26 protein-coding genes are annotated in these 26,339 nt (G+C 64.1%); 13 read left to right on the top strand and 13 right to left on the bottom strand.

Annotation, left to right across the window (positions count from 1 at the left end; all coding sequences use genetic code 11):
- Position 1: 1 nt before the first annotated feature.
- The 3 genes from EV674_RS01710 to EV674_RS01700 all read right to left on the bottom strand — a co-directional run bounded on the left by EV674_RS01710 (position 2) and on the right by EV674_RS01700 (position 6,117).
- On the bottom strand, positions 2 to 1,573 hold the full coding sequence (locus EV674_RS01710) for a methyl-accepting chemotaxis protein (protein ID WP_193552655.1): 1,572 nt from the start codon (positions 1,571 to 1,573) through the stop codon (positions 2 to 4).
- 135 nt (positions 1,574 to 1,708) lie between these two features.
- Positions 1,709 to 4,066 (bottom strand): DNA topoisomerase IV subunit A, encoded by a 2,358-nt coding sequence (parC, locus tag EV674_RS01705; RefSeq protein WP_119011811.1) that lies wholly within the window; start codon positions 4,064 to 4,066, stop codon positions 1,709 to 1,711.
- 68 nt (positions 4,067 to 4,134) lie between these two features.
- On the bottom strand, positions 4,135 to 6,117 hold the full coding sequence (locus tag EV674_RS01700; protein WP_119011810.1) for a DNA topoisomerase IV subunit B: 1,983 nt from the start codon (positions 6,115 to 6,117) through the stop codon (positions 4,135 to 4,137).
- Positions 6,118 to 6,238: 121 nt separating this feature from the next.
- On the opposite strand from EV674_RS01700, the gene EV674_RS01695 reads away from it, so the two are divergent.
- Genes EV674_RS01695 through bamC form a run of 5 tightly spaced genes read left to right on the top strand, consistent with a single transcriptional unit; the run spans position 6,239 to position 10,354 of the window.
- On the top strand, positions 6,239 to 7,459 hold the full coding sequence (locus tag EV674_RS01695; RefSeq protein ID WP_119011809.1) for an MFS transporter: 1,221 nt from the start codon (positions 6,239 to 6,241) through the stop codon (positions 7,457 to 7,459).
- 15 nt (positions 7,460 to 7,474) lie between these two features.
- The gene (locus EV674_RS17320) at positions 7,475 to 7,648 is read left to right on the top strand and encodes a hypothetical protein (protein WP_157983656.1); all 174 of its coding nucleotides are present in this window, start codon (positions 7,475 to 7,477) and stop codon (positions 7,646 to 7,648) included.
- A 57-nt stretch (positions 7,649 to 7,705) separates the two neighbouring features.
- Positions 7,706 to 8,281 (top strand): class I SAM-dependent methyltransferase, encoded by a 576-nt coding sequence (locus tag EV674_RS01690; protein WP_119011808.1) that lies wholly within the window; start codon positions 7,706 to 7,708, stop codon positions 8,279 to 8,281.
- A gap of 34 nt (positions 8,282 to 8,315) precedes the next feature.
- Complete coding sequence (gene dapA, locus EV674_RS01685) at positions 8,316 to 9,212, top strand: 4-hydroxy-tetrahydrodipicolinate synthase (protein ID WP_119011807.1); 897 nt, start codon at positions 8,316 to 8,318, stop codon at positions 9,210 to 9,212.
- A 53-nt stretch (positions 9,213 to 9,265) separates the two neighbouring features.
- Entirely contained in the window at positions 9,266 to 10,354 is a 1,089-nt protein-coding gene (bamC, locus tag EV674_RS01680) for an outer membrane protein assembly factor BamC (protein WP_119011906.1), read from the top strand.
- 95 nt (positions 10,355 to 10,449) lie between these two features.
- Here bamC and EV674_RS01675 read toward each other — a convergent pair whose 3' ends face one another.
- The 3 genes from EV674_RS01675 to EV674_RS01665 form a co-directional block, all read right to left on the bottom strand.
- Positions 10,450 to 10,791, bottom strand: a complete 342-nt coding sequence (locus EV674_RS01675) for a hypothetical protein (RefSeq protein ID WP_119011806.1) — start codon at positions 10,789 to 10,791, stop codon at positions 10,450 to 10,452.
- Positions 10,792 to 11,035: 244 nt separating this feature from the next.
- Positions 11,036 to 11,548: a hypothetical protein gene (locus EV674_RS01670; RefSeq protein WP_193552654.1), complete on the bottom strand. Its 513-nt coding sequence runs from the start codon at positions 11,546 to 11,548 to the stop codon at positions 11,036 to 11,038.
- Positions 11,549 to 11,550: 2 nt separating this feature from the next.
- Positions 11,551 to 12,687: a cupin domain-containing protein gene (locus EV674_RS01665; protein WP_119011904.1), complete on the bottom strand. Its 1,137-nt coding sequence runs from the start codon at positions 12,685 to 12,687 to the stop codon at positions 11,551 to 11,553.
- A 52-nt stretch (positions 12,688 to 12,739) separates the two neighbouring features.
- Here EV674_RS01665 and EV674_RS01660 point away from each other — a divergent pair, with 52 nt between their 5' ends.
- Positions 12,740 to 13,264 carry an FKBP-type peptidyl-prolyl cis-trans isomerase gene (locus EV674_RS01660; protein ID WP_119011805.1) on the top strand — a complete coding sequence of 175 codons (525 nt, stop codon included), beginning with the start codon at positions 12,740 to 12,742 and terminating at the stop codon, positions 13,262 to 13,264.
- A gap of 55 nt (positions 13,265 to 13,319) precedes the next feature.
- On the opposite strand, the gene EV674_RS01655 is transcribed toward EV674_RS01660, so the two are convergent.
- The 4 genes from EV674_RS01655 to coaBC all read right to left on the bottom strand — a co-directional run bounded on the left by EV674_RS01655 (position 13,320) and on the right by coaBC (position 16,253).
- Positions 13,320 to 13,811, bottom strand: a complete 492-nt coding sequence (locus EV674_RS01655) for an outer membrane lipoprotein (RefSeq protein ID WP_119011804.1) — start codon at positions 13,809 to 13,811, stop codon at positions 13,320 to 13,322.
- A gap of 171 nt (positions 13,812 to 13,982) precedes the next feature.
- Positions 13,983 to 14,429, bottom strand: coding sequence for a dUTP diphosphatase (gene dut / locus EV674_RS01650; protein ID WP_119011803.1), 447 nt, complete (start codon positions 14,427 to 14,429; stop codon positions 13,983 to 13,985).
- Between the two features lie 4 nt (positions 14,430 to 14,433).
- On the bottom strand, positions 14,434 to 15,006 hold the full coding sequence (locus EV674_RS01645) for a hypothetical protein (protein ID WP_132750339.1): 573 nt from the start codon (positions 15,004 to 15,006) through the stop codon (positions 14,434 to 14,436).
- A 23-nt stretch (positions 15,007 to 15,029) separates the two neighbouring features.
- Positions 15,030 to 16,253: a bifunctional phosphopantothenoylcysteine decarboxylase/phosphopantothenate--cysteine ligase CoaBC gene (gene coaBC / locus EV674_RS01640; protein WP_119011801.1), complete on the bottom strand. Its 1,224-nt coding sequence runs from the start codon at positions 16,251 to 16,253 to the stop codon at positions 15,030 to 15,032.
- Positions 16,254 to 16,308: 55 nt separating this feature from the next.
- Here coaBC and EV674_RS01635 point away from each other — a divergent pair, with 55 nt between their 5' ends.
- The 4 genes from EV674_RS01635 to EV674_RS01620 all read left to right on the top strand — a co-directional run bounded on the left by EV674_RS01635 (position 16,309) and on the right by EV674_RS01620 (position 20,568).
- Positions 16,309 to 18,012: a CTP synthase gene (locus tag EV674_RS01635; protein WP_119011800.1), complete on the top strand. Its 1,704-nt coding sequence runs from the start codon at positions 16,309 to 16,311 to the stop codon at positions 18,010 to 18,012.
- On the top strand, positions 18,009 to 18,872 hold the full coding sequence (gene kdsA / locus EV674_RS01630; protein ID WP_119011799.1) for a 3-deoxy-8-phosphooctulonate synthase: 864 nt from the start codon (positions 18,009 to 18,011) through the stop codon (positions 18,870 to 18,872). The genes EV674_RS01635 and kdsA overlap by 4 nt, the downstream gene beginning before the upstream one ends.
- Positions 18,873 to 18,961: 89 nt before the next feature.
- Positions 18,962 to 20,248, top strand: a complete 1,287-nt coding sequence (eno, locus tag EV674_RS01625) for a phosphopyruvate hydratase (RefSeq protein WP_119011798.1) — start codon at positions 18,962 to 18,964, stop codon at positions 20,246 to 20,248.
- Positions 20,249 to 20,289: 41 nt separating this feature from the next.
- Positions 20,290 to 20,568, top strand: a complete 279-nt coding sequence (locus tag EV674_RS01620) for an FtsB family cell division protein (RefSeq protein ID WP_119011797.1) — start codon at positions 20,290 to 20,292, stop codon at positions 20,566 to 20,568.
- A 33-nt stretch (positions 20,569 to 20,601) separates the two neighbouring features.
- On the opposite strand, the gene hslO is transcribed toward EV674_RS01620, so the two are convergent.
- Both hslO and EV674_RS01610 read right to left on the bottom strand, forming a co-directional pair.
- Positions 20,602 to 21,591, bottom strand: coding sequence for an Hsp33 family molecular chaperone HslO (gene hslO / locus EV674_RS01615; protein WP_119011796.1), 990 nt, complete (start codon positions 21,589 to 21,591; stop codon positions 20,602 to 20,604).
- Positions 21,592 to 21,623: 32 nt separating this feature from the next.
- Positions 21,624 to 22,148: a gamma carbonic anhydrase family protein gene (locus EV674_RS01610; RefSeq protein ID WP_119011795.1), complete on the bottom strand. Its 525-nt coding sequence runs from the start codon at positions 22,146 to 22,148 to the stop codon at positions 21,624 to 21,626.
- 88 nt (positions 22,149 to 22,236) lie between these two features.
- Here EV674_RS01610 and EV674_RS01605 point away from each other — a divergent pair, with 88 nt between their 5' ends.
- From EV674_RS01605 to EV674_RS01595, 3 genes are all read left to right on the top strand, one after another.
- A complete protein-coding gene (locus tag EV674_RS01605) occupies positions 22,237 to 23,040 on the top strand; it encodes a ferritin-like domain-containing protein (RefSeq protein WP_119011794.1) in 804 nt (267 codons plus the stop codon).
- A 67-nt stretch (positions 23,041 to 23,107) separates the two neighbouring features.
- Entirely contained in the window at positions 23,108 to 24,361 is a 1,254-nt protein-coding gene (locus EV674_RS01600; protein ID WP_119011903.1) for an EAL and HDOD domain-containing protein, read from the top strand.
- 63 nt (positions 24,362 to 24,424) lie between these two features.
- A complete protein-coding gene (locus EV674_RS01595; RefSeq protein WP_119011793.1) occupies positions 24,425 to 25,705 on the top strand; it encodes an EAL and HDOD domain-containing protein in 1,281 nt (426 codons plus the stop codon).
- A gap of 109 nt (positions 25,706 to 25,814) precedes the next feature.
- Here the strand turns inward: EV674_RS01595 and EV674_RS01590 are convergent, their stop codons facing one another.
- Positions 25,815 to 26,321: a macro domain-containing protein gene (locus EV674_RS01590; protein ID WP_119011792.1), complete on the bottom strand. Its 507-nt coding sequence runs from the start codon at positions 26,319 to 26,321 to the stop codon at positions 25,815 to 25,817.
- Positions 26,322 to 26,339: the final 18 nt, after the last annotated feature.

The following is a 26,339-nucleotide window of genomic DNA, read 5'->3' as shown; positions in this document are numbered from 1 at the left end:
CTCAAGAACGCGCTGTGGCCACCGCGCCTTGGGAATCCACCCGGAACACCGACACCACCTGCGCCAGCTGCTGGGCCTGTTCGCGCAGGCTTTGGGCAGCGGCGGCACTTTGCTCGACCAAGGCAGCGTTTTGCTGCGTCATCTGGTCCAAGCTGCCCACGGCCTGGTTGACCTGGGACACCCCCGCGCTTTGCTCAGTGGCGGCGGCGGTGATCTCGCCAATCATGTCGGTCACGCGCTGCACCGACTGCACGATCTCCTGCATGGTGGCGCCCGCGTCTTCCACCAGACGCGAACCCGCCTGCACCTTGTCCACCGAGGTGCCGATGAGCTGCTTGATCTCGCGCGCGGCCGCAGCGCTGCGCCCAGCCAGGCTGCGCACCTCACTGGCCACCACGGCAAAGCCCCGACCCTGCTCACCCGCGCGGGCGGCTTCCACGGCAGCATTGAGCGCCAGGATGTTGGTTTGAAAGGCGATGCCATCAATCACGCCGATGATGTCGGCAATTTTCTGGCTGCTGTGGTGGATGTCGTGCATGGTGGACACCACCTGCGCCACCACCTCGCCGCCGCGCTGGGCCACCGCGCTGGCCCCCACGGCCAGGCTGCTGGCCTGCTGGGCGCTGCTGGCGCTTTGCCCAATGGTGCTGGCAAACTGGTCCATGGCCGAAGCGGTTTGCTGCAAATTGCTGGAGGTCTGCTCGGTGCGCACCGACAGGTCGTGGTTGCCGCTGGCGATCTCGGCGCTGGCGGTGGCGATGCTGTCGGTGCTCTGGCGCACCTGCGACACCACACGGCCCAGCGCACTGGCCATGGTTTGCAACGATCGCAGCAAATCACCGAACTCGTCGCCCCGGGTGACGCGCTCGGTGGCGCTCAGGTCGCCCTGGGCAATGCGCTCGGCCCACTGCGTGGCCTGTGCCAGCGAGCGCTGCATGTCCCGGATGAACCAGAAAGCGGCCAGCACAATCAGCACCACCAGCACCACAATGGCCGCCGTAGCCATCTGCGCTGTGTGCGCCCGCGCCCGCACCTGTTCTTGCTGCCAGGCCTGGGCAGCATCGCGCTGCATCTGCACAAAGTCGCGCAGGGTTTGCAGGTAGGCGCTGGTTGCCGGGTTGTACGACTGGCTGATCAAGGCCAGGGCCTGCTCGTGCTGGCCCTCGGCCTTGAGCTTGCGCGCCTGGCCGCGCAGGTCGATCATGGCCTTGCGGGCGGCAGCCACCTTGGCCATTTGCGCCTTGTCGGCCTCGGTCAAGGCCATGGCCTCAATCGACTTTTGCACCTCGCTGATCTGTGCCGAAGTGGCGGCGATCACGTCCTTGAAGGTAGCTTCCACCACCGGGTCAGCGCTGGTAATCAGGGCCTGGGTGCGCGCAGCATTGGTTTGCGTCAACCCCATCCAGCGGTTGGCTGCGTCCAAACGTGTAGCCAACTCCTGGGTGACCGTATCGCCCCTTGCTTGGAGCGTGGCCGTGCGATAACCCGAAAAACCAACGATCACCACCAACATGGTGATGGTGAAAACCACAGCCAGCCATAGCTGGTGCGCAATGCGCAACTGATTCAACATCCAAATCCCCTCACAACAGCATTGATTTGCGAACCATGTTGCGCGTTTTCTCAGGTTTGTTCAACCGATACTAGACACACTTTGCTCCACACACCGCAGGAATCGGGGAGTCTGTGGTTTGCACGCAGCGCTGAATCACACCACCCGCGCCACGGTGGCAGGCTTGAAACCGAAGTTGGCATCGCGCCCCTTGCGCGCGCGCACCGCCTGGGCGTTGTTCAGGCTGCGAATCTCCAGCGTTTCCTCGCGTGCCTTGCCGCCGCGCCCCACACCGGCAATGCGCACGCTGCGCGTGTAGGCGGCAGCGCCCGCCAGCTGGTCTTTGTCTTCCAGGGCCATCAGCATCAGGCCGCGCCCGCCTTTTTCCATGGGTTTCAACTCGCTGATGTCAAACGTCAGCAGGCGCCCGCCCACCGTGGCGCAGGCCACGTGTGTGGCCGCTGGCAGCGGTGCGCTGGCGCTGGTGTGGGCGGCGTGCGAGGGCACGCACACCGTTTCGCCCTCGGCCAGGGTGATGAAGGCTTTGCCGCTTTTGTTGCGCGCCACCAGGTTGTCCACGCACGCCAGAAAGCCGTAGCCGCCGCTGCTGGCCAGCAGCAACTGCGCCTGCGCCGGGCCGGCAAAGTAGTGGGCAATCTGGGTGCCCGCTTCCAGCTCGATCAGCGTGGTGACGGGCTGGCCATCGCCCCGGCCACCGGGCAACTGCGCCACCGGCACCGAATACACCCGGCCATTGCTGCCAAACACCACCAGCGTATCGACGCTGCGGCACTCAAAGGTGCCATACAGCCCATCGCCCGCCTTGAAGGCAAAGCTGCCTGCCTCGTGGCCGTGGCCGCTGCGCGCGCGCACCCAGCCTTTTTCGGATACCACCACGGTCACCGGCTCGTCCACCACTTTGACCTCGGCCACGGCTTTCTTCTCGGCCTGGATCAGGGTGCGGCGCGCGTCGGCAAACTGTTTGGCGTCTGCCTCTATCTCTTTGACCATCAGGCGGCGCAGCGCAGCGGGGCTGCCCAGAATCTCTTCGAGCTTGCCCTGGCTCTCGCGCAGCTCTTTCAGCTCTTGCTCGATCTTGATGGCTTCGAGGCGCGCCAGTTGGCGCAGGCGGATTTCCAAAATGTCTTCCGCCTGGCGCTCGCTCAGGGCAAAGCGGGCCATCAGCGCGGCCTTGGGCTCCTCGGCCTCGCGGATGATGGCGATCACCTCGTCGATGTTGAGCAGCACCGTCTGGCGCCCCTCCAGGATGTGGATGCGCGCCAGCACCTTGTCCAGTCGGTGCTGGCTGCGCCGCGTGACCGTGGTCTGGCGAAACTCCACCCACTCCAGCAGGATTTGCCGCAGCGACTTTTGCACCGGCTTGCCATCAATGCCCACCATGGTCAGGTTGATGGGCGCCGAGGTTTCCAGGCTGGTGTGCGCCAGCAGCGCCGTAATCAGCTCTTGCTGCGGGGTTTTGCCGGTTTTGGGCTCGCACACCAGGCGCACCGGGGCGTCTTTGCTCGACTCATCGCGCACGCCATCGAGCACCGCCAGCACGCTGGCCTTGAGCTGGGTCTGGTCTTGGCTCAGGGCTTTTTTGCCCGCCTTGATCTTGGGGTTGGTCAGCTCTTCGATTTCTTCCAGCACCTTTTGCGTGCTCACGCCGGGCGGCAGTTCGGTGACGACCAATTGCCACTGGCCGCGCGCCAGTTCTTCGATCTTCCAGCGCGCGCGCACCTTCAGGCTGCCCCGGCCGGTGCGGTAGGCGTCGGCAATGTCAGAGGCACTGCTGATGATCTGGCCGCCACCGGGGTAGTCGGGGCCGGGAATCAGCGCCAGCAGTTCTTCAGCAGGCAGTTGCGGGTTTTTGATCAGCGCCACGCAGGCATCAGCCACCTCGCGCAGGTTGTGGCTGGGGATTTCGGTGGCCAGGCCCACGGCAATGCCGCTGGCGCCGTTGAGCAGCGTGAACGGCAGGCGCGCGGGCAGCTGGCGCGGCTCGGTGGTGGAGCCGTCGTAGTTGGGGATGAAGTCCACCGTGCCTTCGTCGATTTCGCCCGTGAGCAGGCTGGTGATTTTGGCCAGCCGCGCCTCGGTGTAGCGCATGGCGGCGGCGCCGTCGCCATCGCGCGAGCCAAAGTTACCCTGGCCGTCGATGAGCGGGTAGCGCTGGGCAAAGTCCTGCGCCATGCGCACCAGCGCATCGTAGGCCGACTGGTCGCCGTGCGGGTGAAAGCGGCCCAGCACATCGCCCACCACGCGCGCGCTTTTCACTGGCTTGGGCGCGGTGTTGCCCGAGTAGCCCAGGCCCATGCGCTCCATGGCGTACAGAATGCGCCGCTGCACGGGCTTCATGCCATCGCACACGTCGGGCAGCGCCCGGCCCTTGACCACGCTGAGGGCGTATTCCAGGTAAGCGCGCTGGGCGTAGGCGCCCAGGCTGTCGGGGTCGGCGCTGGCAGGGGTGGGCGCAGGGGCGGCGTGGGCGGGGTCTGAAAGATGGTCGGTCATGGAAATCAATTGCTCTGTTTTTGATAGCTTCTTGCGCTTATCTGGCAAGGCCTGGAGGCCAAAAACACTTAAATATCCAGCTCCACGCTGTCGCCGTGCAGTTCCATCAGCGCGCGGCGGGCGGCGGCTTCGCCTTTGCCCATGAGCTGGGTGATCAATCCCTCGGTGGCGGCAAAGTCCAGGTCGCCCAGCTGCACCGGCATGAGGCGGCGGGTGTCGGGGTTGAGGGTGGTTTCCCACAGCTGCTCGGCGTTCATCTCGCCCAGGCCCTTGAAGCGGCTGATCTGGCATTTGTCGCGCGCCACGCCTTCTTTGGCGCATTTGTCGAGGATGGCGGCCAGCTCGCCCTCGTCCAGCGCGTACAGCTTACTGGCGGGCTTTTTGCCGCGCGCGGGCACATCCACCCGAAACAGCGGTGGCCGGGCCACATACACATGGCCCGCCTCGATGAGCTTGGGAAAGTGCCGGAAAAACAGCGTCAGCAGCAGCACCTGGATGTGCGAGCCGTCCACGTCCGCATCACTCAGGATGCAGACCTTGCCATAGCGCAGGCCGCTCAAATCGGGCGCGTCATGGGGGCCGTGCGGATCGACGCCAATGGCCACCGAGATGTCGTGGATCTCGTTGTTGGCAAACAGCCGGTCGCGCTCAACTTCCCAGGTGTTGAGCACCTTGCCGCGCAGGGGCAGCACGGCCTGGTTTTCCTTGTCGCGGCCCATTTTGGCGCTGCCGCCGGCGCTGTCGCCCTCTACCAGAAAGACTTCGTTGTAGGCCGTGTCACGGCTCTCGCAATCGGTGAGCTTGCCCGGCAGCACGGCCACGCCCGAGCCTTTGCGTTTTTCGACTTTTTGCCCGGCCTTTTGCCGCGTTTGCGCCGCCTTGATGGCCAGCTCGGCCAGTTTTTTGCCGTATTCGACGTGCTGGTTCAGCCACAGTTCGAGTGCCGGGCGCACAAAACCGCTCACCAGCCGCACCGCATCGCGCGAATTCAGCCGCTCTTTGATCTGGCCCTGGAATTGGGGGTCGAGCACCTTGGCCGAGAGCACGTAGCTGGCACGGGCAAACACGTCTTCGGGCATGAGTTTCACGCCCTTGGGCAGCAGGCTGTGCAGCTCGATAAAGCTTTTCACGGCCTGGAACAAGCCATCGCGCAGGCCCGATTCGTGCGTGCCACCGGCGCTGGTGGGAATGAGGTTGACGTAGCTCTCGCGCACCGGCGCGCCTTCTTCGGTGAAGGCCACGCACCAGGCGGCGCCTTCGCCTTCGGCAAAGCTGTCGTTCTGGCTGTCGGCAAAGCCCTCGCCCTCGAACAGCGGGATCACCGGGTCGGTGACCAGCGTCTGCATCAGGTAGTCGCGCAGGCCGCCTTTGTATTGCCAGGTTTGCGTATCGCGGGTTTTTTCGTTGATGAGCGTGACCGACACGCCCGGCATCAGCACGGCTTTGCTGCGCAGCAGGTGGGTCAGCTCGCCCATGGGGAGCGCGCTGGATTCAAAGTAGCTGGCATCGGGCCAGGCGCGCACGCTGGTGCCCTGGCGGCGGTCGCCCTCGGCCTGGGGGCGCAGGCTCAGGGGCTCGACCACATCGCCACCGGCAAACACCAGGCGGGCGACCTGGCCTTCGCGGTGGCTGGTCACTTCCATGCGCTGCGACAGCGCGTTGGTCACGCTCACGCCCACGCCGTGCAGGCCGCCCGAGAAGCTGTAGGCACCGCCTTTGCCCTTGTCAAACTTGCCCCCCGCGTGCAGGCGGGTGAACACCAGCTCGATCACGGGGGCGTTTTCTTCGGGGTGCAGGCCAAACGGAATGCCACGGCCATCGTCGTCGATGCTGACGGAGCCATCGGCGTGCAGCGTGACCTTGATCTTTTTGCCGTGCCCGGCCAGGGCTTCGTCGGCGGCGTTGTCCAGCACTTCTTGCAGGATGTGCAAGGGGTTGTCGGTGCGGGTGTACATGCCCGGGCGCTGTTTGACGGGCTCCAGGCCCTTGAGCACGCGGATGGAGTTTTCTGAATATTCAGGGACGGTTGCGGGGGTGGGTTTGGCTGCCATGGGCGCGGATTGTAGTGCTGCACTGCCGCAAGACTGGATATAAAACCAGCCCTGGCACAGCCACCCGGCCCTGTCCGGCAGGCGTCAAGCACAATGCACTGCCCATCGCTACATTCGACCCATGCAAAACGAACCGCGCAAACTTTCTATGTTCCAGGTGCTGGCTTGCGGCGCCGCCATCGTCACGTTGTCCATGGGCATTCGCCACGGTTTTGGCCTGTGGCTGCAACCGATCACCCAGGAGATGGGCTGGACGCGCCAGTCGTTCGCGCTGGCCATGGCGATTCAAAACCTGTCATGGGGCGTGATCGGTGTTTTTGCCGGCATGGCCGCCGACCGTTTTGGCGCGTTCCGGGTGCTGGTGGTGTGCGCGGTGCTGTACGGGCTGGGGCTGGCGGGCATGGCCTGGTCGCCCACGCCCACGCTGTTTGCCCTGACGGCGGGCGTGCTGATTGGCGCAGCCCAGGCGGGCACCACCTATGCCGTGATCTACGGCGTGCTGGGCCGCCAGATTGCCCCGGAAAAACGCTCTTGGGCCATGGGCGTGGCGGCAGCAGCGGGCTCGTTCGGCCAGTTTCTGATGGTGCCGGTGGAGGGCTTTTTGATTGCCACGCTGGGCTGGCAAGAGGCATTGCTGGCACTGGCGCTGATGGTGCTGCTGATCGTGCCGCTGGCGCTGGGCCTGCGTGAGCCCGGCTTCAAGGGCGCAGCGCCGGTGCGGCGCGAGCAGACCATCGCCCAGGCGATTGCCGAGGCGTTCCGCTACCCCAGCTTTTTGCTGCTGACGGCGGGCTACTTCGTCTGCGGTTTTCAAGTGGTGTTCATCGGCGTACACATGCCCAGCTACCTGCGTGACCACGGCCTGTCGCCCCAGGTGGCCAGCTACGCGCTGGCGCTGATCGGGTTGTTCAATGTGTTTGGCACCTACATTGCGGGCACGCTGGGCCAGCGCCTGCCCAAGCGCCATATCCTGTCGTTTATCTATTTCGCGCGGGCGGTGGCCATCAGCCTGTTTTTGTGGGCACCGCTGACGCCGTTGTCGGTGTACGTGTTCTCGGCAGTGATCGGGGCGCTGTGGCTGTCCACGGTGCCGCCCACCAACGCCACCGTGGCGCAGATTTTTGGCGTGCAACACCTCTCGATGCTGGGCGGGTTTGTGTTCTTCAGCCACCAGTTGGGCAGCTTCATGGGGGTGTGGCTGGGCGGCTACCTGTACGACCGCACCGGCAGCTACGACATCGTCTGGTACCTTTCGATAGCGCTGGGCGTGCTGGCCGCCCTGGTCAACCTGCCCATCAAAGAACACCCGATCCAGCGCCACGCTGCACAACCTGCCTCCTGATTGATCTGATTTCTTATGTCTATCGCTATTCCACCCATGTCGCCCACCCGCCGCCAACGCATACGCAAACGCTGGCTGGCGCGCTTGGCTGGCGCTGCGGCTGTGCTGGCGCTGCTGGCGGTGTTTGCGCTCTACACACAGCCAGAATTCATGGTGATGCTGGCCGATCAGGTGTGGGCCTGTTTTTAGGCATTAAACAGGGCTTTAATGCACGCCCACAGGGCGTAACCAGCTACCAAAATCATAGTGAAAAACAATCCACCCCTCGCCTGTACAGCGCCACCCTCGGACTGGGTGCAGCGCTGGTCGCACCTGGTGCCTGCGGGCGCGGTCGTGCTGGACGTGGCCTGTGGCCAGGGGCGGCACCTGCGCTGGTTCCGGGCGCTGGGCCACCCGGTCACGGGCATTGACCGCGACGTGCAGGCCGTGCAATCGGCCAGCGAGGTGGGCGAGGCCATCCTGGCCGACATCGAGGGCGCGCCCTGGCCACTGGCGGGGCGCCAGTTTGGCGCCGTAGTGGTCACCAACTACCTCTGGCGACCGCTGCTGCCCACGCTGCTCGCCAGCGTGGCCGAAGGCGGCGTACTCCTCTACGAAACCTTTGCCCACGGCAACGCCAGCGTGGGGCGGCCCGCACGGCCTGATTTCTTGCTCCAGCCTGGCGAACTGATCGCCGCCTGCACGGGGCTGCGCGTGGTGGCCTACGAGAACGGCTACCTCCACGCCCCGGAGCGCTTTGTGCAGCGCATTGCCGCCGTGCGCGTGCCAGCGCACGCCGACACGGGCGCACCACCGCGCCACCCATTGGCGCCCCCGCTCTAGTTAGAATGCCCTTTTACCGTTTACCACTACGGACATGACCTCTTCAAGCGCCCTTCTCACCGGCAGCATCGTCGCCCTCGTCACCCCCATGCACGAGGACGGTAGCGTGGACTACCCCCAACTTCGCAAACTGATCGACTGGCACATCGCCGAGGGCACCGACTGCATCGGCGTGGTGGGCACCACGGGCGAGTCGCCCACGGTGAACGTCGAAGAACACTGCGAAATCATCCGCGTCGCCGTCGAACAGGCTGCCAAGCGCGTGCCCATCATGGCCGGCTGCGGTGCCAACTCCACGCGCGAAGCCATCGAGCTGGCCCAGTTCGCCAAAAAGGTCGGCGCCGACAGCCAGTTGCAGGTCGTGCCTTACTACAACAAGCCCACGCAAGAAGGCCAGTACCAGCACTTCAAGGCCATTGCCGAGGCCACGGGCGACCTGCCCATCGTGCTCTACAACGTGCCTGGCCGCTCGGTGGCAGACATGCTGCACGACACGGTGCTGCGCCTGGCCCAGGTGCCCGGCATCATCGGCATCAAGGAGGCCACGGGCAACATCGAGCGCGCGCAGTGGCTGATCCGTGACCTGCCGAAAAACTTTGCCGTGTACTCGGGCGATGACCCCACCGCCGTGGCCCTGATGCTGTGCGGTGGCCACGGCAACATCAGCGTCACCGCCAACGTGGCGCCGCGCCTGATGAGCGAGCTGTGCGCTGCTGCCCTGGCCGGTGATGCCCGCCGTGCCATGGAAATCCAGTTCCAGCTCATGCCCGTACACAAGCACCTGTTTGTCGAAGCCAACCCCATTCCCGTGAAGTGGGCCATGGCCCGCATGGGCCTGTGCGGCGGCACCCTGCGCCTGCCCATGACACCCCTTGCCGCCAGCAACGAAGCGGTGGTCGAAGGCGCGCTGCGCGCCAGCGGCCTGCTGTAAACCCCGCCCACGTCACCACCACCGCCAGTATTTCCAAGGATTTCTGCGTGAACCTGCCCCCTACTGCACGACTGGGCCTGCTTGGCCTGACCCTTGCCCTGTCCGCCTGCTCTGCGCTGGAGGGCGACAAGATCGACTACAAGAGCGCCAGCAAAGGCTCGACGCTGGAAGTGCCGCCCGACCTGCAACAGCTCTCGCGCGAGACGCGCTACGCCACGCCCGGCGCAGTGGTTTCGGCCAATGCGCTGCAAGCGGGCCAGGCGGTGCAGCCCTCAGGCCCCAGCGCAGCCATCGACAGCCTGGGCGATGTGCGCATCGAACGCGCGGGCAACCAGCGCTGGCTGGTGGTCAACCGCCCCGCTGACAAACTCTGGGAGCCGGTACGTGAGTTCTGGCTGGAAAACGGCTTTACCCTGATGCTGGACCAATCCAACCTGGGCATCATGGAAACCGACTGGGCCGAAAACCGCGCCAAGATCCCGCAAGACATCATCCGCGCCACGCTGGGCAAAGTGCTCGATTCGCTCTACTCCACGGGCGAGCGTGACAAGTTCCGCACCCGCCTGGAGCGCAACGCCAGCGGTGGCACGGAAATCTATGTCAGCCACCGGGGTATGGCCGAGGTCTACAGCAGCAGCGCCAAAGACGCCACCGTCTGGCAAGCCCGGCCCGTAGACCCGGAGCTGGAAACCGAATTTCTGCGCCGCATGATGGTCAAACTGGGTGCCAGCCAGGAGCAAGCCAAAGCCGTGGTGGCTGCATCGGTACAGCGCCCGGCAGCAGCGCGCGTGGCCACGGTCAACAATGTGCCGGTGGTGCAGTTGGCTGAAGGCTTTGACCGTGCCTGGCGCCGCGTGGGTCTGGCGCTGGATCGCACCGGCTTCACGGTCGAAGACCGCGACCGCAGCCAGGGTGTTTACTTTGTCCGCTACGTGGCCCCAGGCACAGACAAAAAAGAACCGGGATTTTTCAGCAAGCTGTTCAGTGGTGCGCCAGCGGCAACACCACCGCTCAAATACCGCATCGTTGTGCGCAGCGAGGGCGAAGCCTCTACTGTCTCGGTTCTCAACGCTTCGGGAACACCGGAAACCTCTGCCAACGCCGAGAACATCGTGCGCGTGCTGGCCGATGACCTGAAGTAAAGCGCAGTACGCACGTAAAAAAGCCCCGCATCCAAAAGGTGCGGGGCTTTTGCTTTGCAGTCCCGGGGTGCAAACCCCGAGACTCAAGACATTAATTACTTGGCAGCAGAAGCGGCGCCTGCGGCAGCGGCAGCAGCGGCGTCAGCAGCAGCTTTGGCGGCATCGCCAGCAGCAGCAGCGGCATCGCCAGCAGCGTTGGCAGCACCAGCTGCAGCATTGCCAGCAGCTTGAGCGGCATCACCAGCGGCGCTTGCAGCGCCAGCAGCGGCGTCAGCAGCAGCAGCAGCGGCAGGTGCGGCTTCAGCAGCAGGTGCTGGTGCGGGAGCTGGCGCTTCCACGGGAGCGGGTGCGGGAGCAGGAGCGGGTTCTTCTTTTTTGCCGCAGGCAGCCAGGGCAGCGGCAGCGATCAGGGAGGCGATGACAAGGGTCTTGTTCATTTCAGTTTTCCTAGTTGGACAGTCAAAATGGGGGATGCCGCAACGTCAAGCCTCTTTCAGCCCGGCTACGCTTTGGCAGATTGTGCAATTGCTTGCGGCTTACTTAAATCAGCCGGTGATTATATTGTGTATTCGTCAATAGTGAATAACACCAACAAGGGCCGGAGAACGTGAACCGTTGCAATTGACTGACACCTTTCAAGGCACCACTTATGCCTCTCAAGGTGCCGCGCAGCCACCGTGGTTACAACCCCAAAGTGGTGGCGGCAAAGCCGGGCACGCTTTTATTGCGCAGCCATTCATTCAAGGTTTCACGCAGCAGCACGCGCCGCTCGGGTTCGCTGCCCGCTACGCCCACACAACGCTCAGAATCAAGGCGTTGCAGCACCCAGCCGGGCGACCAGATGGCGCTGGGAATATCCAGCAGATCGCCTCCCGGACAACGGCGGCAGGTGAGGATATGGTCCCAGACGCCGCGCCAACGCACAAAGCGCGCGTGCCGCCGCACCACGTCGTCGTAGCTGCACGCCAGCAGCGTCATGCGCCGCCCGGTGCGGGCCCAGGCCTGTAGCGACTCAATCACGGCACGCTCGCCCAACGGCCAGTCATGAAAATTGGCATCACTGAGGATGATGTCGCTCCAACCATCGCGGGCAGCGGTGGCAAAAGCGTCGCGCACGGCCTGCTGGAACACCTCACGGCCACTGAAACGCCCCTGCAACAGCGCGGGGGCAGGCACATCCTGTGGCGCCTCCATAGTCAACGCCCCGGGCTGGGTTTTTGTGCGTGCATCCAGCCCGCGTCGCACCACGACGACAGCAATTCCAGTGCGCCATCGCTGGCCCGGGCCAGATCTCGCGGGCCCAGTGTGCGCTGGTCGGCCAGCTGGCGCATCAGGGTGGCGTCGCGTCCGGCAGCGCGGTAGCTTTCACCGTTGATGAAGACATGGTCAGCGTCGTACATCATGCGCGTGCGCCGATCCAGCACCGCCTGCTCCAGCAGCACGCCCTCGGGGCCAGGCTCAAACCAGACGTTGAACTTGGGTTCGGTCAGGTATTCGCCCAAAGCCCGCTCCAGGGCGCGGGGCTGCGCCAGAGCACGTTGCAACGCATCGCGGGCAAATTCCTGCAAAGTGGCGGGGATTTCTGCGGGCTGCGCCACGGCGGGCTGCTTGGCATCGCGGTACAGCAGTGCAGCCGTGGCGCCGTCGTCTTCGTCGGCCAGACGCACCAGCAGCTCTTGCGCCAGATCAGTGCGCTCGGGCACGCGAAAGCCTACCGAGTAGGTCATGCACTCGCCCTGGGCAATGCCATCGTGCGCCCAGCGTGGGGGCAGGTAAAGCATGTCGCCGGGCTCCAGCACGTATTCTTCTTCGGGCTCAAAGTGCGACAAAATTTTCATCGGCACATCGTCGCGCAATGACAGGTTTTTTTGTCTGCCGATGCGCCAGCGCCGCTGACCGTGGGCTTGCAGCAAAAACACATCGTAGCTGTCAAAGTGCGGGCCCACGCCGCCACCATCGCTGGCGTAGCTGATCATCACATCGTCCAGGCGCGCATCGGGCACAAAGCGGAACTGCTGCATCAGCGCATGCACGCTGTCGTTGTGCAGATCCACGCCCTGCACCAACAGCGTCCAGTCGGGCCGTTGCAGCGGCGGCAAGGCCCGGCGCGCGAAGGGGCCGTGCTGCAACTTCCAGACATCGTCCGTCTGCTGCACCAAGCGCGACTCCACGCCCTCCTGGCCAGCCAGCGCAAACAAATCGGCGCGTGGCAACGGCGCCGTAAAACCGGGGATGGCCTGGCGCACCAGCAGGGGTTTTTTCTGCCAATGGTGGCGCATGAACTGGGCCGGGGTAAGTCCGCCCAACAGGGCGAGGGGTTGCTTTGTATCCATGAAACGGCTCCGCCCGGCAAAGGGCCATTGGTCAAACTGCGACAATTCTCCTATGGAAATCACAGAACAATGCGTGGTCGCACTGACCTGGACGCTCACCGACACTTTGGGCGAGGAACTGGACATACTCGATGAGCCAGTGGAATTTTTGGTAGGCGGCACTGACCTGCTGGGCCGCATCGAGGAGGCCTTGCAGGGCCACACCGAGGGTGCAACGCTGTCATTGCACATAGAACCCGAAGAAGCCTTTGGTGACTACAACGACCAATTGATTTTTCTGGAGCCCCGGACACTGTTCCCGTTGGAACTGGAAGAGGGCATGGTGCTGGAGGGCAACGCACTGCCCACAGGCTCCAACCCCGATGCGCCGCGCGACGTGCTCTACACAGTGTCAGAAATTTACCCCGAGCATGTAGTGCTGGATGGCAACCACCCGCTGGCAGGCATCGCCATCCGGCTGCACCTGAAGGTCTGTGGCGTGCGCGAAGCCACTGAAGCGGAAATTGGTCAGGGCAGTGCAGGCACGGGCTTCTTCCGCATCCAGCCCCAAGCCCCCGGCAACGACTTGCTGCACTGAAAACTACCGTACCGCGCGCCACCACCAAGTAGCGGCGGCGCGTATGGCAGTGTGCTCAGTAGCGCGAGATTTGGCCGTTGTACACGCGCACGCGGTCGCCAGTGCGCAAATCGCCCACCGAGCCCACGTCGTAGGCGCGGTAACCGCCCCGGTCAAACTGTATGGTCAGGCGATAACTCTGGTCGGCACCAGTGCCACCGCTGCTGCCCTCAATAGCGTTGCCAGCCACTGCACCGCCAATCACACCCACGGCGGTGGCTGCGGCCCTGCCGCTGCCCCGTCCCACCTGATTACCCAGCACACCACCCACCACCGCACCGATCACCGCACCGGCGCCGCTGGTCTGTGCGCGCTGGCGGCCCGGCAGCACCTCAATCTGGTGAACGCGGCCATATTCGGTGCCCACAGCCGCAGACGCAGACGCAGGGTATGGCGTAGCGGTGGCCGGATAGCCCGTAGGCACATGGCGCTGGGGCGCACATGCTGTCAGTGCCCCCAGCAAAACCACCGACCCCACCAATACAGCACTGCGAACCATTTTGCGCATGAGAACTCCTTGAATCGTTGCAGAAAAGCCAGCCGTGGCTGACCACAGGCAGGCATTGGAACACGCACGCACCGGGCGGTGCAGCCGGGCAAAAACAGCGCACGGGGTCAGCCGCAGGCGCACCGCCCTGTAGGCGGATGCCGGTGTGGCAACGCCCCTGCCCTTGCGATGTCAGGCCTTGCCCGTGGAGCCATAGCCCCCCTCGCCGCGCACCGTGGGGGGAAATTCATCCACCACCTGGAACTGTGCCTGCACCACCGGCACGATGACCAGTTGCGCCAGCCGCTCCATGGGCTCTATCGTAAAAGCCTGGGGGCTGCGGTTCCAGGCGCTGACCATGAGCTGGCCCTGGTAATCGCTGTCGATCAGGCCCACCAGGTTGCCCAGCACAATCCCGTGTTTGTGGCCCAGACCCGAGCGCGGCAAGATGAGCGCGGCATAACCGGGATCGCGCAGGTAGATGGCAATGCCCGTAGGCACCAGTTGCCAGGCATTGGGCTCCAGGGTCAGGGGGGCATCCAGGCAGGCGCGCAAATCCAGCCCGGCACTGCCAGGCGTGGCGTAGGCGGGCAACTGCTGCGCCATGCGGGGGTCGAGAATTTTGACGTCGATTTTCATAAAACTACAGGTGCTTGTCGTTGCCGCGCTGGCGCGCCAGTTCACGCAGACGCTGCTGCAAGGCCGCAAGGCGCTCAGCCCCAGCGCGGGAGGGGCCAGACTGTAACCGCGCCACACCGCTTTGCGCCCGGCGCAGCAGGCCCCACAGCATCGCTGTGCCCAACAGCGCGGCCCACGAACCCCAGCTCGCCCACCACAGCGCCAGCGCCTGCAAAGCCATCAGCCAGACCAGCACGACTGCGATGCGGCGCAGCACGCGCACGGCCTGGGTCGCCTCCACCGGCCCCTCTGGCCCTTGCGGCACTGCTGCGCCTGCATTGCGGCCCCCTTCAGCGTCCCTGGCACTGCGCCGGGCCGCAGTGGCCGATGCACCAGCCCCCTCACCACCAGGCCGATCCGCCTGCGCAGCAGCGGTGCGGCGGGCCGGGGTCGCCGCCAGATCAACCATGGTGTGCGCGGGTTTGGCCGCCTGGTTGGCTGCCGAGGCAGTCGCCTGCTGTGCGGTCAACTGCTCCACGTAACGCGCAAAGTCGCCATCTGCGGGGGTATCCCAATCCGACGAAGGGTGTGCGCGCATGGCAATCTCCCGAAAATTGATGCTCAATCGCTGCGCTGCGCCAGCCGTGCAGCAATATCAGCCACCAGCTGCTGGGCCAGTTCGCGCTTGGAAGCGCGCGGCAGTTCGCGGTGGCCGTGGGCGTCCACCAGCAGCAGGGCGTTGTCGTCCTGGCCGAAGGTAGCCGGGCCGATGTTGCCCACCAGCAGCGGCACGCCCTTGCGCGCACGCTTGGCCGTGGCGTGCTGCAACAAGTCGTGGCTTTCGGCGGCAAAACCGACGCAGAACAGGTCACCCACCAGCGCATGCTGCGACTGCGCCACGGTAGCCAGGATGTCCGGGTTTTCCACAAAATGCAGCACTGGCATCTGGCCTGAGCCATCTTTTTTGATTTTTTGCTCGGCAGCGGCGGCAGGGCGCCAGTCGGCTACGGCGGCAGTCGCTATAAATAGCGTAGCTGCTTGCGCCCGCTGCATAACGGCTTCAAGCATATTTTGTGCTGATTTCACGTTGATGCGGTGTACACCGCGCGGCGTAGGCAAATGCACCGGCCCAGCCACCAGCGTGACCTCAGCGCCCGCCTCGCGGGCGGCACGGGCAATGGCAAAGCCCATCTTGCCGCTGGAGTGGTTGGTGATACCACGCACCGGGTCGATGGCCTCGAATGTGGGGCCTGCGGTAATCAGCAGCTTGTGCCCAGCCAGGCATTGGGGCGTGAAGAAGGCAATCACTTCTTCGAGCAACTCCTCGGGCTCCAGCATGCGGCCGTCACCCGTTTCGCCGCAGGCCTGGTCGCCATGGCCCACACCCAGCACCACGGCGCCGTCTTGGGCCACCTGTGCCAGGTTGCGCTGTGTGGCCGGGTGCGCCCACATCTCGCGGTTCATGGCCGGGGCCAGCAGCAGCGGCACGCTCTCTTGCGGGCGGGCCAGGCACAGCAGGCTAAGCAATTCATCGGCACGGCCCTGGGCCAGGCGGGCGATGAAATCGGCGCTGCACGGGGCGATGAGGATGGCGTCGGCCTCGCGCGAGAGGTTGATGTGCGGCATGTTATTGGCCTCGCGCGCATCCCACTGCGAACCGTAGACGGGCCTGCCCGACAACGCCTGCATGGTCACCGGGGTGATGAACTGCGCCGCCGCCTCGGTCATGACCACCTGCACGGTGGCGCCCGCCTTGATCAGCAGGCGGGATAAATCCGCCGATTTGTAACAGGCTACGCCTCCGCTGAGGCCCAGGACGATGTGTTTGCCAGCAAGCTCTTTCATGGGACGCAATTTAGCAGACACCTATAATCCCGATTTCCCACCACCAACACATGACATGACCAAATTTGTCTTCGTCACCGGCGGTGTGGTGTCTTCCCTGGGCAAGGGAATCGCCTCAGCCTCCCTTGCCGCGATCCTCGAATCGCGGGGCCTCAAAGTCACCCTCATCAAGCTCGACCCGTACATCAACGTGGACCCGGGCACCATGTCGCCATTCCAGCACGGCGAGGTTTTTGTCACCGACGACGGTGCCGAAACCGACCTTGACCTGGGCCACTACGAGCGTTTCATTGAAACGCGCATGAAGAAGTCCAACAACTTCACCACCGGCAAGATTTACCAGTCGGTGCTTGAAAAAGAGCGCCGCGGCGACTACCTCGGCAAAACGGTGCAGGTGATTCCGCACGTTACCAACGAAATCCAGGAATACATCCAGCGTGGCGCTGGCATCGGCACCCCCGATGCGGTGGACGTGGCCATCTGCGAAATCGGCGGCACCGTGGGCGACATCGAATCGCTGCCGTTTCTGGAGGCCGTGCGCCAGTTGAGCCTGAAGCTGGGCCCCAACAACGCCGCCTTCGTCCACCTGACCTACCTGCCCTGGATTGCCACGGCGGGCGAGCTCAAGACCAAACCCACCCAGCACACGGTGCAGGAGCTGCGCAAGATCGGCATCCAGCCCGATGCACTGCTGTGCCGCGCCGAACGCAAGGTGCCCGCCGAAGAGCGCGAAAAAATCTCGCTGTTCACCAACGTGCCCGAGTGGGGCGTGATCAGCATGTGGGACGTGGACACCATCTACAAAGTGCCGCGCATGCTGCACGAGCAGGGCCTGGACGGCCTGATCTGCGACAAGCTGCGCCTGAACACCCCGCCCACCAGCCTCAAGCGCTGGGATGCACTGGTGCATGAAACCGAGCACCCGCAGGGCCAGGTGCGGGTGGCCATGGTGGGCAAATACGTGGATTTGTCCGACAGCTACAAGTCGGTCAACGAGGCGCTGCGCCACGCGGGCATGCAAAGCCATGTGCGCGTCAAGATCGACCACATCGACTCCGAAACCATCACCCCCGAGGGCGTGGCCAGCCTGGGCCAGTACGACGCCATCCTGGTGCCTGGCGGCTTTGGCCAGCGCGGTGTGGAAGGCAAAATCTGCACCGCCCAATATGCCCGTGAGCACCAGGTGCCTTACCTGGGCATCTGCCTGGGCATGCAGGTGGCCACCATCGAATACGCCCGCCACGTGGCGGGCCTGACCGGCGCCAACAGCACCGAGTTCGACCCAGCCACCCCGCACCCGGTCATTGCCCTGATCAACGAGTGGAAAGACGCCGACGGCAGCATCCAGACGCGCGATGCCAACTCCGACCTGGGCGGCACCATGCGCCTGGGCGCGCAAAGCTCGGACGTGGCCAAAGGCACGCTGGCGCACAGCATCTACGGCGACGTAGTCACCGAGCGCCACCGCCACCGCTACGAAGCCAACGTCAACTACCTCGATCAATTGCGCCAGGCTGGGCTGGTGATTTCGGCGCTGACGCAGCGCGAGCACCTGACCGAAATCGTCGAGCTGCCCCAAAACGTACACCCGTGGTACGTGGGCGTGCAGTTCCACCCCGAGTTCAAATCGACGCCATGGGCAGGCCACCCGCTGTTCAACGCCTTCATCAAGGCAGCGATTGCGCACCAGCAGGCGCAAAAGGCCGCCAGCGCAACCCCTGCTGCCGCAGAAGCGACCCACGCCGAGGCCAGCGTATGAAACTGTGCGGCTTTGATGTCGGGCTGGATCAGCGCTTCTTCCTGATCGCAGGCCCCTGCGTGATCGAGTCCGAGCAGCTGCAAATGGACGTGGCCGGGCAACTGAAGGAAATCACCGCCAGCCTGGGCATTCCGTTCATCTTCAAAAGCAGCTTTGACAAAGCCAACCGCAGCTCGGGCGCCAGTTTTCGCGGTCCCGGGCGCGAGCGCGGGCTGGAAATTCTGGCCAAGGTCAAACGCGAATTGCAGGTGCCGGTGCTCACCGACGTCCACACCGAAGACGACATCCGCGAAGCCGCCCAGGTGGTGGACGTGCTGCAAACGCCCGCCTTCCTGTGCCGCCAGACCGACTTCATCCGTGCTGTCGCGCAGTCGGGCAAGCCGGTGAACATCAAAAAGGGCCAGTTCCTGGCGCCCCACGACATGAAGAACGTCATCGACAAGGCCCGCGCCGCCGCGCGCGAGGCGGGCCTGCCCGAAGACAATTTCATGGCCTGCGAGCGCGGCGCCAGCTTTGGCTACAACAACCTGGTGTCCGACATGCGCAGCCTGGCCATCCTGCGCGAGAGCGCCGCCCCGGTGGTGTTTGACGCCACGCACAGCGTGCAGCTGCCCGGCGGCCAAGGCACCAGCAGCGGCGGCCAGCGTGAGATGGTGCCGGTGCTGGCGCGCGCCGCCGTGGCCGTGGGTGTGGCCGGCCTGTTCATGGAAACCCACCCGAATCCAGCCCAGGCGATGAGCGACGGCCCCAACTCGGTGCCGTTGCAGCACATGAAAGCCCTGCTTGAAACCCTGGTGGCGCTGGACACCGTGACCAAACAGCACGGCTTTCTGGAAGACCGCCTGGCCGCCTGGGCCTGACCCGCAATTACTACAAAAAGCATAGCTGCTCGCGCTTACCCCGTAAGCCTTGCAGCCCGATTTGATTCAAAACCCCTCAAAGGAAGACCATGAGTGCCATTGTTGACATCGTAGGCCGTGAAGTGTTGGACAGCCGCGGCAACCCCACCGTCGAATGCGACGTGCTGCTCGAATCGGGCGTGATGGGCCGTGCTGCCGTGCCCTCGGGCGCCTCCACCGGCTCGCGCGAAGCCATCGAGCTGCGCGACGGCGACAAGAGCCGCTACCTGGGCAAGGGCGTGCTCAAGGCCGTGGAGCACATCAACACCGAAATCTCTGAAGCCGTGCTGGGCCTGGACGCCTCCGAGCAAGCCTTCCTGGACAAAATCCTGCTCGACCTGGACGGCACCGAGAACAAAGGCCGCCTGGGCGCCAACGCCATCCTGGCTGTGTCCATGGCCGTGGCCCGCGCTGCCGCCGAAGAAGCTGGCCTGCCGCTGTACCGCTACTTTGGCGGCATGGGCGCGGTGCAAATGCCCGTGCCGATGATGAACGTCATCAACGGCGGCGCGCACGCCAACAACTCGCTGGACATTCAAGAGTTCATGATCATCCCCGTGGGCGCACCGTCGTTCCGCGAAGCCGTGCGCTGGGGTGCCGAAGTGTTCCACGCCCTGAAGAAAATCATCCACGACAAGGGCATGAGCACCGCCGTGGGCGACGAGGGCGGCTTTGCCCCCAGCGTCGAGAACCACGAAGCGGCCATCCAGCTCATCCTGCAAGCCATTGACGCTGCTGGCTACACCGCCGGCGAACAAATCGCCCTGGGCCTGGACTGCGCCGCCAGCGAGTTCTACAAAGACGGCCACTACGTGCTCGAAGGCGAAGGCGGCCTCAAGCTCACCGCCCAGCAATGGACGGACATGCTGGCCACCTGGTGCGACAAGTACCCCATCATCAGCATCGAAGACGCCATGCACGAAGGCGACTGGGACGGCTGGAAGCACATCACCGAGCGCCTGGGCAAAAACGTGCAGCTGGTGGGCGACGACCTGTTCGTCACCAACACCAAAATCTTGCAAGAAGGTATCGAGAAGGGCATTTCCAACTCCATCCTCATCAAGATCAACCAGATCGGCACACTGACGGAAACGTTCGCTGCCATCGAGATGGCCAAGCGCGCAGGCTACACCGCCGTGATCAGCCACCGCTCGGGCGAAACCGAAGACAGCACCATTGCCGACATCGCCGTGGGCACGAACGCTGGCCAGATCAAGACCGGATCCTTGAGCCGCTCCGACCGCATGGCCAAGTACAACCAGCTGCTGCGCATCGAAGAAGACCTGGGCGAAGTCGCTTACTACCCCGGCCGCCGCGCGTTCTACAACCTGCGCTAAGCAGGCAGGTTTTTCGCAGCGCAACCACCTGAGCACACACCATGGTCAACCGCCTCGTTCCCGTGGTGTTGCTGGCTTTGCTGGCACTGCTGCAAAGCCAGCTCTGGCAAGGGCGCGGCAGCGTGCCCCATGTGCGTGAGATGCGCCAGAAACTGGCGGCCCATGAGGCCGCCAATGTCCAGGCCCAAGAGGCCAACGCACGCCTGTCCTCTGAGGTGCACGACCTGAAAGAGGGGCTGGACATGGTCGAGGAAAAAGCCCGCAGCGAGCTGGGCATGGTCAAGCAGGGTGAAGTGTTCGTGCAGTACACCCCGCGCTAAAGCACCACCCGCCGCTGTGGGCGGGCTGCGGCCTTATTGCACGCTGGCAGGGGCTGGCGGGCTGACGGCAGGCCCGGCAAAAATCTGCGCCGCATCCACAGCATCAAAGTGGTATTGCTGACCGCAGTATTCACAGCCCACTTCAATCTGGCCTTGCTCGGCCAACACGCTCTCGACCTCGTCCTGGCCCAGGCTTTGGAGCATCCGGCTGACGCGCTCGCGGCTGCACGAGCAGGCAAAACGCGGGCCTTGCTCGCCTTGCTGTGGCTCAAAACGCAGCAGTTTTTCTTCCCAGAACAGGCGGTGCAGGATGGTGTCCACATCCAGCGTCAGCAGTTCATCGCGCGTCAGGGTGGCGGCCAGGTGGGCGATGCGGTTGTAGTCTTCGTTCTGGCCGATCTGGTCTTCGTCCTCGCGGTGGGCGCTGCCCGCAGCGATATTGGCCTGGCCCTTGAGCGGCATGCGCTGCACCAGCAAGCCTGCGGCCACCTGGTCGTTGGCGGCCAGCACCAGCGTGGCGTCGAGCTGCTCGGACTGCAACATGTAGTGCGACAGCACATCGCTCAGGCGATCGAGCTTGCGCCCTTGGGCATCAACCAGCGGCACCACGCCCTGGTAGGGCTGCTGCCCCGGAAACTTGTCTTCGGGGTCCAGGGTGATGGCGCAGCGGCCACCGCCGCCCACATTGACCAGCGCACTCAGCGCAGCCCCCGGCGCCACATCGCCCTTGAGCGTGGCCGTGGCACGAACCGACAGGTCGGACTTCACCTCGGCCACGGCCAGCTTGACCGGGCCATCGCCAAAAATCTGCAATACCAGCGCACCATTGAATTTGATGCCCGACTGCATCAGCACGCCAGCGGCTGCCATCTCGCCCAGCAGCTCGCTGACCGGCACGGGGTAAGCGCCCGTGGTGGTGTTGGCCTGGCGGCGGCGCAGCATTTCAGTCCAGGCATCGGTCAGGCGCACGATGGCGCCGCGCACAGGCTGGCCGTCAAACAAAAACTTGTGGAGTTCAGACACGCAGGGGATTCCTCAGAGGGTAAAAAACACGCTCAGCCGATTTTTTGCAGGCCGTCGCGAAAACGACGCGCATTGTCGGTGTAATGCCGGGCGCTTTGGCGCAGGCCCTCGATTTGCGCGGGGGTGAGCTGGCGCACCGCTTTGGCCGGGCTGCCCAGGATCATGGAGCCGTCGGGAAACTCTTTGCCCTCAGTGACCAGGGCGCCCGCGCCGACCAGGCAGTTTTTGCCGATTTTGGCGCCGTTGAGCACCACGGCACCAATGCCGATCAGCGATTCATCGCCAATCGTGCAGCCATGCAGCACCACCTGGTGCCCCACAGTAACGCGCTCGCCCACCAGCAAGGGCTGGCCCGCATCGGCATGCAGCACGCTGGCATCCTGGATGTTGGAGCCCGCGCCGATGGTGATGCGGTCGGTATCACCGCGCACCACGGCGCCAAACCACACGCTGGCGCCCTCGCCCAGTTCCACCTGGCCCATGACCTGGGCGCTGTCGGCCACCCAAGCGGTGGCTGCGATGTGGGGGGCGACGCCGTCAATTGCATAAATGGCCATGTGAAAGTCCTGTTTGGCAGAAGAAAGTGGGCAAGGAGCGGATGGGATGCGGCGCCGGGACGCCACAGGCTTTCCTACAATTGTAGGGATGGAACTTCGCCACCGTGCCTTGCAGGTCTTGCACCTGACCGACCCTGATGAAAAAGCGGCTGCAACGCTTGCTACGTATGCGCAAGCAGCTACTCTTTCAATAGCAGAAAATACCCCCGCATCCCCCCCAGACAGCCCGCCCCTGCCAGGGCACCCGGCGCGCCCGCTGCTGCTGCGCCACACCGAGGTCGCGCGGCGCTCGCCGGCCACGCACGCGGGGCGGGCGGTGCTCATCCACGCCATTGCCCACATCGAGTTCAACGCCATCAACCTGGCGCTGGACGCCATCTGGCGTTTTGGCGGCATGCCGCGCGATTACTACCTGGACTGGCTGCAGGTGGCCGCCGAAGAGGCCCAGCACTTTGGCCTGCTGCGCGCGCACCTGCGCACCATGGGCCACGACTACGGCGATTTTCCGGCGCACCAGGGCCTGTGGACGATGTGCGAGAAAACGCAGCACGACATCGTGGCGCGCATGGCGCTGGTGCCGCGCACCATGGAGGCGCGCGGACTGGACGCCACGCCGCTGATCCAGCGCAAGCTGCGCCAGGTGGGCACCCCCGACGCGCTGGCCGCCGTTGGCATTCTGGACACCATCCTGCACGAAGAGGTAGGCCATGTGGCCATCGGCAACCACTGGTACCGCTGGCTGTGCGAGCGCGAGGGACTGCATCCCGAGTCCCACTACACAACTCTGGTACAACGCTACGAAGCACCGCGCTTGAAACCGCCGTTCAATGAAACCGCACGCCGCCAGGCCGGGTTCACAGAAGCCGAATTGCAATGGCTGCTCCAGGGCTGATACCCGCCCAATTCTTCCTAAAATGCCCAGCAACGCAGATTGCAGCCTCTACCGAAAAGCCCATCCCATGTCGAGCACCACCGCTACCGGGTCTCCCGCCACCCCGCAGACCAATGTGGCCATGATTGCCCGTCAGGCCATCGTGAATGCGCAGCACGCCGTTGTCGGCTATGAGTTGTTCAACCGCTCGCGCTCAGGCCCCACCCACACCGCTGCCACCGACGTGGCGCTGGTATTTACCGCCCTCTCGCACGCGGGCACCGATGAACTGGTGGGCAAAAAACTCATCTTCGTCAACTGCACCCACGAAAGCCTGGTGGGCGGACACCTGGAGCTGGTAGACCCCGACAAGGTCGTGCTGGAGATTCCGCCCCTGGGCCATGTCGCCGCTGAAGAAGTGGCCACCCGCATGCCCACACTGGCGGCGCTGCGCGCGCGGGGCTTTCACCTGGCGTTCAACCACACGGTGCTGCAATCGGCCTATGCCGCCTGGCTGCCGCTGGCCGACTACATCAAGCTGGACCTATCGCTGCTGGCCCCCGACCAACTGGCGGTTCTGATCAGCTACGCCAACCGGAACTCGCGCGCTGACCTGATTGCCGAGAAAGTCGAAACTGCGCAGCAGTACGACATGGTCTCCAGCCACGGGGTGCAGCTCTTTCAGGGCTACTGGTTTGCACGCCCGGCGCTGGTGCAGGCCAAACTGATTACGCCAGCACAAACCAGCATCCTGGAGCTGATCACCCTGGTGCGCAACCAGGCCAGCACTGAAGACATTGAGGAAGTGCTCAAAAAGGATGCGGGCCTGGCCTTCAACCTGATGCGGCTGATCAATTCCTCGGGCTTTGGCCTGGCCCGCGAAATCACCTCGTTCCGCCAGGCCGTCATGCTCATGGGTCTGAAAAAGCTGTTTCGCTGGGCAGCCTTGCTGCTGACCACGTCGCGCACCAGCGGCACGCCATCGTCCGTAGGACAAACCGCGGTGGTGCGTGGCCGCCTCATGGAGCTGCTGGCGCTGGAGTCCATGGGCCAGGAAGAAGCTGACCAGGCATTTGTGGTGGGCATTTTCTCCATGCTCGACGCCATGCTGGGCATGCCCATGGAAACCGCACTGGGCCTGTTGAGCGTGCCTCCCAGCGCGGAAGCCGCATTGCTGCGTGGCGAGGGCGTTCTGGGGCACCTGCTGACCCTGGCAAGGGCGTGCGAGTCCAATGACGATGCTGCCTTTGACCGCGCAGCCAGCACCCTGCAACTGACCAGCCAGCAAATCAACGGCGCCCACCTGCAAGCCCTGGCTTGGGCCGACCATTTCGGTGAATGACTGCGAACGGGCACGATCACGCCATCGCTCCTAGAATCAACGGCAAACCATTTCGTAGCCCCCATGTCCAGTACACCCGAGCAAGCAGTCCCCGATACCCTCCTGGCTACACGGCCCGCAGAGGCCGACAATCTGGCCATGATTGCCCGCCAGGCGATCGTGGACTCACACCAGGCCGTCTTTGGGTACGAACTGTTCGACCGCTCCACGGCATCTGACGCACACAGCGCCGCCAGCGATGCAGCACTGTTGTTCAACGCGCTGTCTTACGCAGGCACCGAGTCGCTGGTAGGCGAAAAGCTGGTCTTCATCAACTGCACGCACGAGAGCCTCTCGGGCGGCCACCTTGAACTCATCCACCCCGAAAAAGTGGTGCTGGAAGTACCCACCCTGCCTGAATCGGCCACGCTGCAAGATATTGAAGGGCGCATCCCGACGCTGGAGGGCTTGCGCAAGCAGGGCTTTCGCCTGGCGTTCAGCGAGCAAATCCTGCGCCGCCAGTACGTTTCGTGGCTACCGCTGGCGGCGTTCATCAAGCTGGACATGATGACCTTCGCTCCCGAAACGGCCGAATCGCTGGTGAAGTTCTCGCGCGCACACACCAACGCACAGCTGATCGCAGAAAAAGTCGAATCTGCCGAACAGCACCAGCTCATGGCGGATCTGGGCGTCAGACTCTTTCAGGGGTATTGGTTTGCCAAACCTGCGCTGGTGCAAGCACACACCATCCGGCCATCGCAAGCGACGGTCGTGCAGCTCATCAACCTGGTGCGCAAACAGGCCAGCACGGCAGAGATCGAAGACCTGCTCAAAAAAGACCCTACGCTGTCTTTCAACCTGCTGCGCTTTATCAACTCTTCGGGGTTCGGCCTGTCGTGCGAGATCACCTCGTTTCGCCATGCGGTCATGATCCTGGGCCTGAAAAAGCTGTTCCGCTGGGCCGCCTTGCTGTTGACCACCTCGCGCGCCGGTGGTTCGCCCCCTGTCGTGGGCACCACCGCCGTGGTGCGCGGCAGGCTGATGGAGCTGCTGGCTGCCGAACTGATGCCCCCCGAAGAATGCGACAACGCTTTTGTCGTGGGCGTTTTCTCGCTGCTCGACACCATGCTGGGTGTCTCCATGGAAAAGGCCATGGAATCCGTTGCACTGCCGCAGCCCGTGGTCGATGCGCTGCTGCACAACACCGGCCCCTTCGCCCCGTTTCTGGCCTTAGCCAAAGCCTGTGAAGCAGGCGATGACGCAGCCTTTGCACGCTATGCCGAAGACCTGCACCTGTCCAACCGCCAAGTCAACTGGGCCCATTTGCAGGCACTGACCTGGGCTGAAGACCTCGGCAGTGTCTGAACCTTTTGTGTGCAGCGTGAACCCCACCGCTGCACAAGTCTGCGCCCAACGGCAAACAGGCCCTTGACGGGCCTATTTTCAAAAAACCAGGGGCAGTGCTCCTGTGCGATCAACCCAACTGCTCGTCGGCCTGCACGCCAGCGCGGTACACCTCATAGACCAGCACCGCAGTGCCTAATCCACCCAGGTACTGATGGATCAGCGGTTTCACGCCAGCCCATTCCAGTCCCCCAACGCCCGTGGCCAAACGGGGCAACGCCAGGCTGTTGATGCCTTCTTTTTGCACATACTGCGCCAACGCCTTCAGGGTATGTCCCACGTTTTCCAGGGTGGCTTTATCGGGCTTGGCCGCCGGGCCTTCGCCACGCATGTTTTGCGTCAGCAGGTTGACAATGCGGCGCGTGGCTCCATCGGCATCCACACCCGCCCACACCCAGATGTCGCCAGGGCTGGCAGCGCGTGACTGGGTGGCATGGCGGTAATCGCGCACCAGCGAGGGCCAACGCTCACGCAAAGCCAGCGCCAACCCGCTGTCAAAGTGATCCTGCGGCGCAATGCCGTGGGCAATGACCTGGGCGCGGGTCAACAAAATATCGCCTTCAACTTCACGAATCATGGTCTGCCTTTTCTTACG

The sequence above is a fragment of the Simplicispira metamorpha genome (assembly GCF_004341365.1).
Lineage (GTDB): Bacteria > Pseudomonadota > Gammaproteobacteria > Burkholderiales > Burkholderiaceae_C > Simplicispira > Simplicispira metamorpha.
The sequence above is the reverse complement of the archived record's forward strand: the minus strand, read 5'-3'. Positions and strand labels throughout refer to the sequence as shown.

Bases quoted from the DNA above. Each gene is read 5' to 3' on its own strand.
- EV674_RS01610 (WP_119011795.1), bottom strand. From the start codon at position 22,148: ATGGCCATTTATGCAATTGACGGCGTCGCCCCCCACATCGCAGCCACC.
- EV674_RS17320 (WP_157983656.1), top strand. From the start codon at position 7,475: ATGTCTATCGCTATTCCACCCATGTCGCCCACCCGCCGCCAACGCATA.
- EV674_RS01605 (WP_119011794.1), top strand. From the start codon at position 22,237: ATGGAACTTCGCCACCGTGCCTTGCAGGTCTTGCACCTGACCGACCCT.
- EV674_RS01590 (WP_119011792.1), bottom strand. From the start codon at position 26,321: ATGATTCGTGAAGTTGAAGGCGATATTTTGTTGACCCGCGCCCAGGTC.
- EV674_RS01635 (WP_119011800.1), top strand. From the start codon at position 16,309: ATGACCAAATTTGTCTTCGTCACCGGCGGTGTGGTGTCTTCCCTGGGC.
- EV674_RS01655 (WP_119011804.1), bottom strand. From the start codon at position 13,811: ATGCGCAAAATGGTTCGCAGTGCTGTATTGGTGGGGTCGGTGGTTTTG.
- EV674_RS01665 (WP_119011904.1), bottom strand. From the start codon at position 12,687: ATGGATACAAAGCAACCCCTCGCCCTGTTGGGCGGACTTACCCCGGCC.
- eno (WP_119011798.1), top strand. From the start codon at position 18,962: ATGAGTGCCATTGTTGACATCGTAGGCCGTGAAGTGTTGGACAGCCGC.
- EV674_RS01695 (WP_119011809.1), top strand. From the start codon at position 6,239: ATGCAAAACGAACCGCGCAAACTTTCTATGTTCCAGGTGCTGGCTTGC.
- EV674_RS01700 (WP_119011810.1), bottom strand. From the start codon at position 6,117: ATGGCAGCCAAACCCACCCCCGCAACCGTCCCTGAATATTCAGAAAAC.
- coaBC (WP_119011801.1), bottom strand. From the start codon at position 16,253: ATGAAAGAGCTTGCTGGCAAACACATCGTCCTGGGCCTCAGCGGAGGC.
- EV674_RS01670 (WP_193552654.1), bottom strand. From the start codon at position 11,548: ATGGAGGCGCCACAGGATGTGCCTGCCCCCGCGCTGTTGCAGGGGCGT.
- EV674_RS01675 (WP_119011806.1), bottom strand. From the start codon at position 10,791: ATGAACAAGACCCTTGTCATCGCCTCCCTGATCGCTGCCGCTGCCCTG.
- EV674_RS01620 (WP_119011797.1), top strand. From the start codon at position 20,290: ATGGTCAACCGCCTCGTTCCCGTGGTGTTGCTGGCTTTGCTGGCACTG.
- dut (WP_119011803.1), bottom strand. From the start codon at position 14,429: ATGAAAATCGACGTCAAAATTCTCGACCCCCGCATGGCGCAGCAGTTG.
- EV674_RS01645 (WP_132750339.1), bottom strand. From the start codon at position 15,006: ATGCGCGCACACCCTTCGTCGGATTGGGATACCCCCGCAGATGGCGAC.
- EV674_RS01595 (WP_119011793.1), top strand. From the start codon at position 24,425: ATGTCCAGTACACCCGAGCAAGCAGTCCCCGATACCCTCCTGGCTACA.
- EV674_RS01600 (WP_119011903.1), top strand. From the start codon at position 23,108: ATGTCGAGCACCACCGCTACCGGGTCTCCCGCCACCCCGCAGACCAAT.
- parC (WP_119011811.1), bottom strand. From the start codon at position 4,066: ATGACCGACCATCTTTCAGACCCCGCCCACGCCGCCCCTGCGCCCACC.
- kdsA (WP_119011799.1), top strand. From the start codon at position 18,009: ATGAAACTGTGCGGCTTTGATGTCGGGCTGGATCAGCGCTTCTTCCTG.
- EV674_RS01660 (WP_119011805.1), top strand. From the start codon at position 12,740: ATGGAAATCACAGAACAATGCGTGGTCGCACTGACCTGGACGCTCACC.
- dapA (WP_119011807.1), top strand. From the start codon at position 8,316: ATGACCTCTTCAAGCGCCCTTCTCACCGGCAGCATCGTCGCCCTCGTC.
- EV674_RS01710 (WP_193552655.1), bottom strand. From the start codon at position 1,573: ATGTTGAATCAGTTGCGCATTGCGCACCAGCTATGGCTGGCTGTGGTT.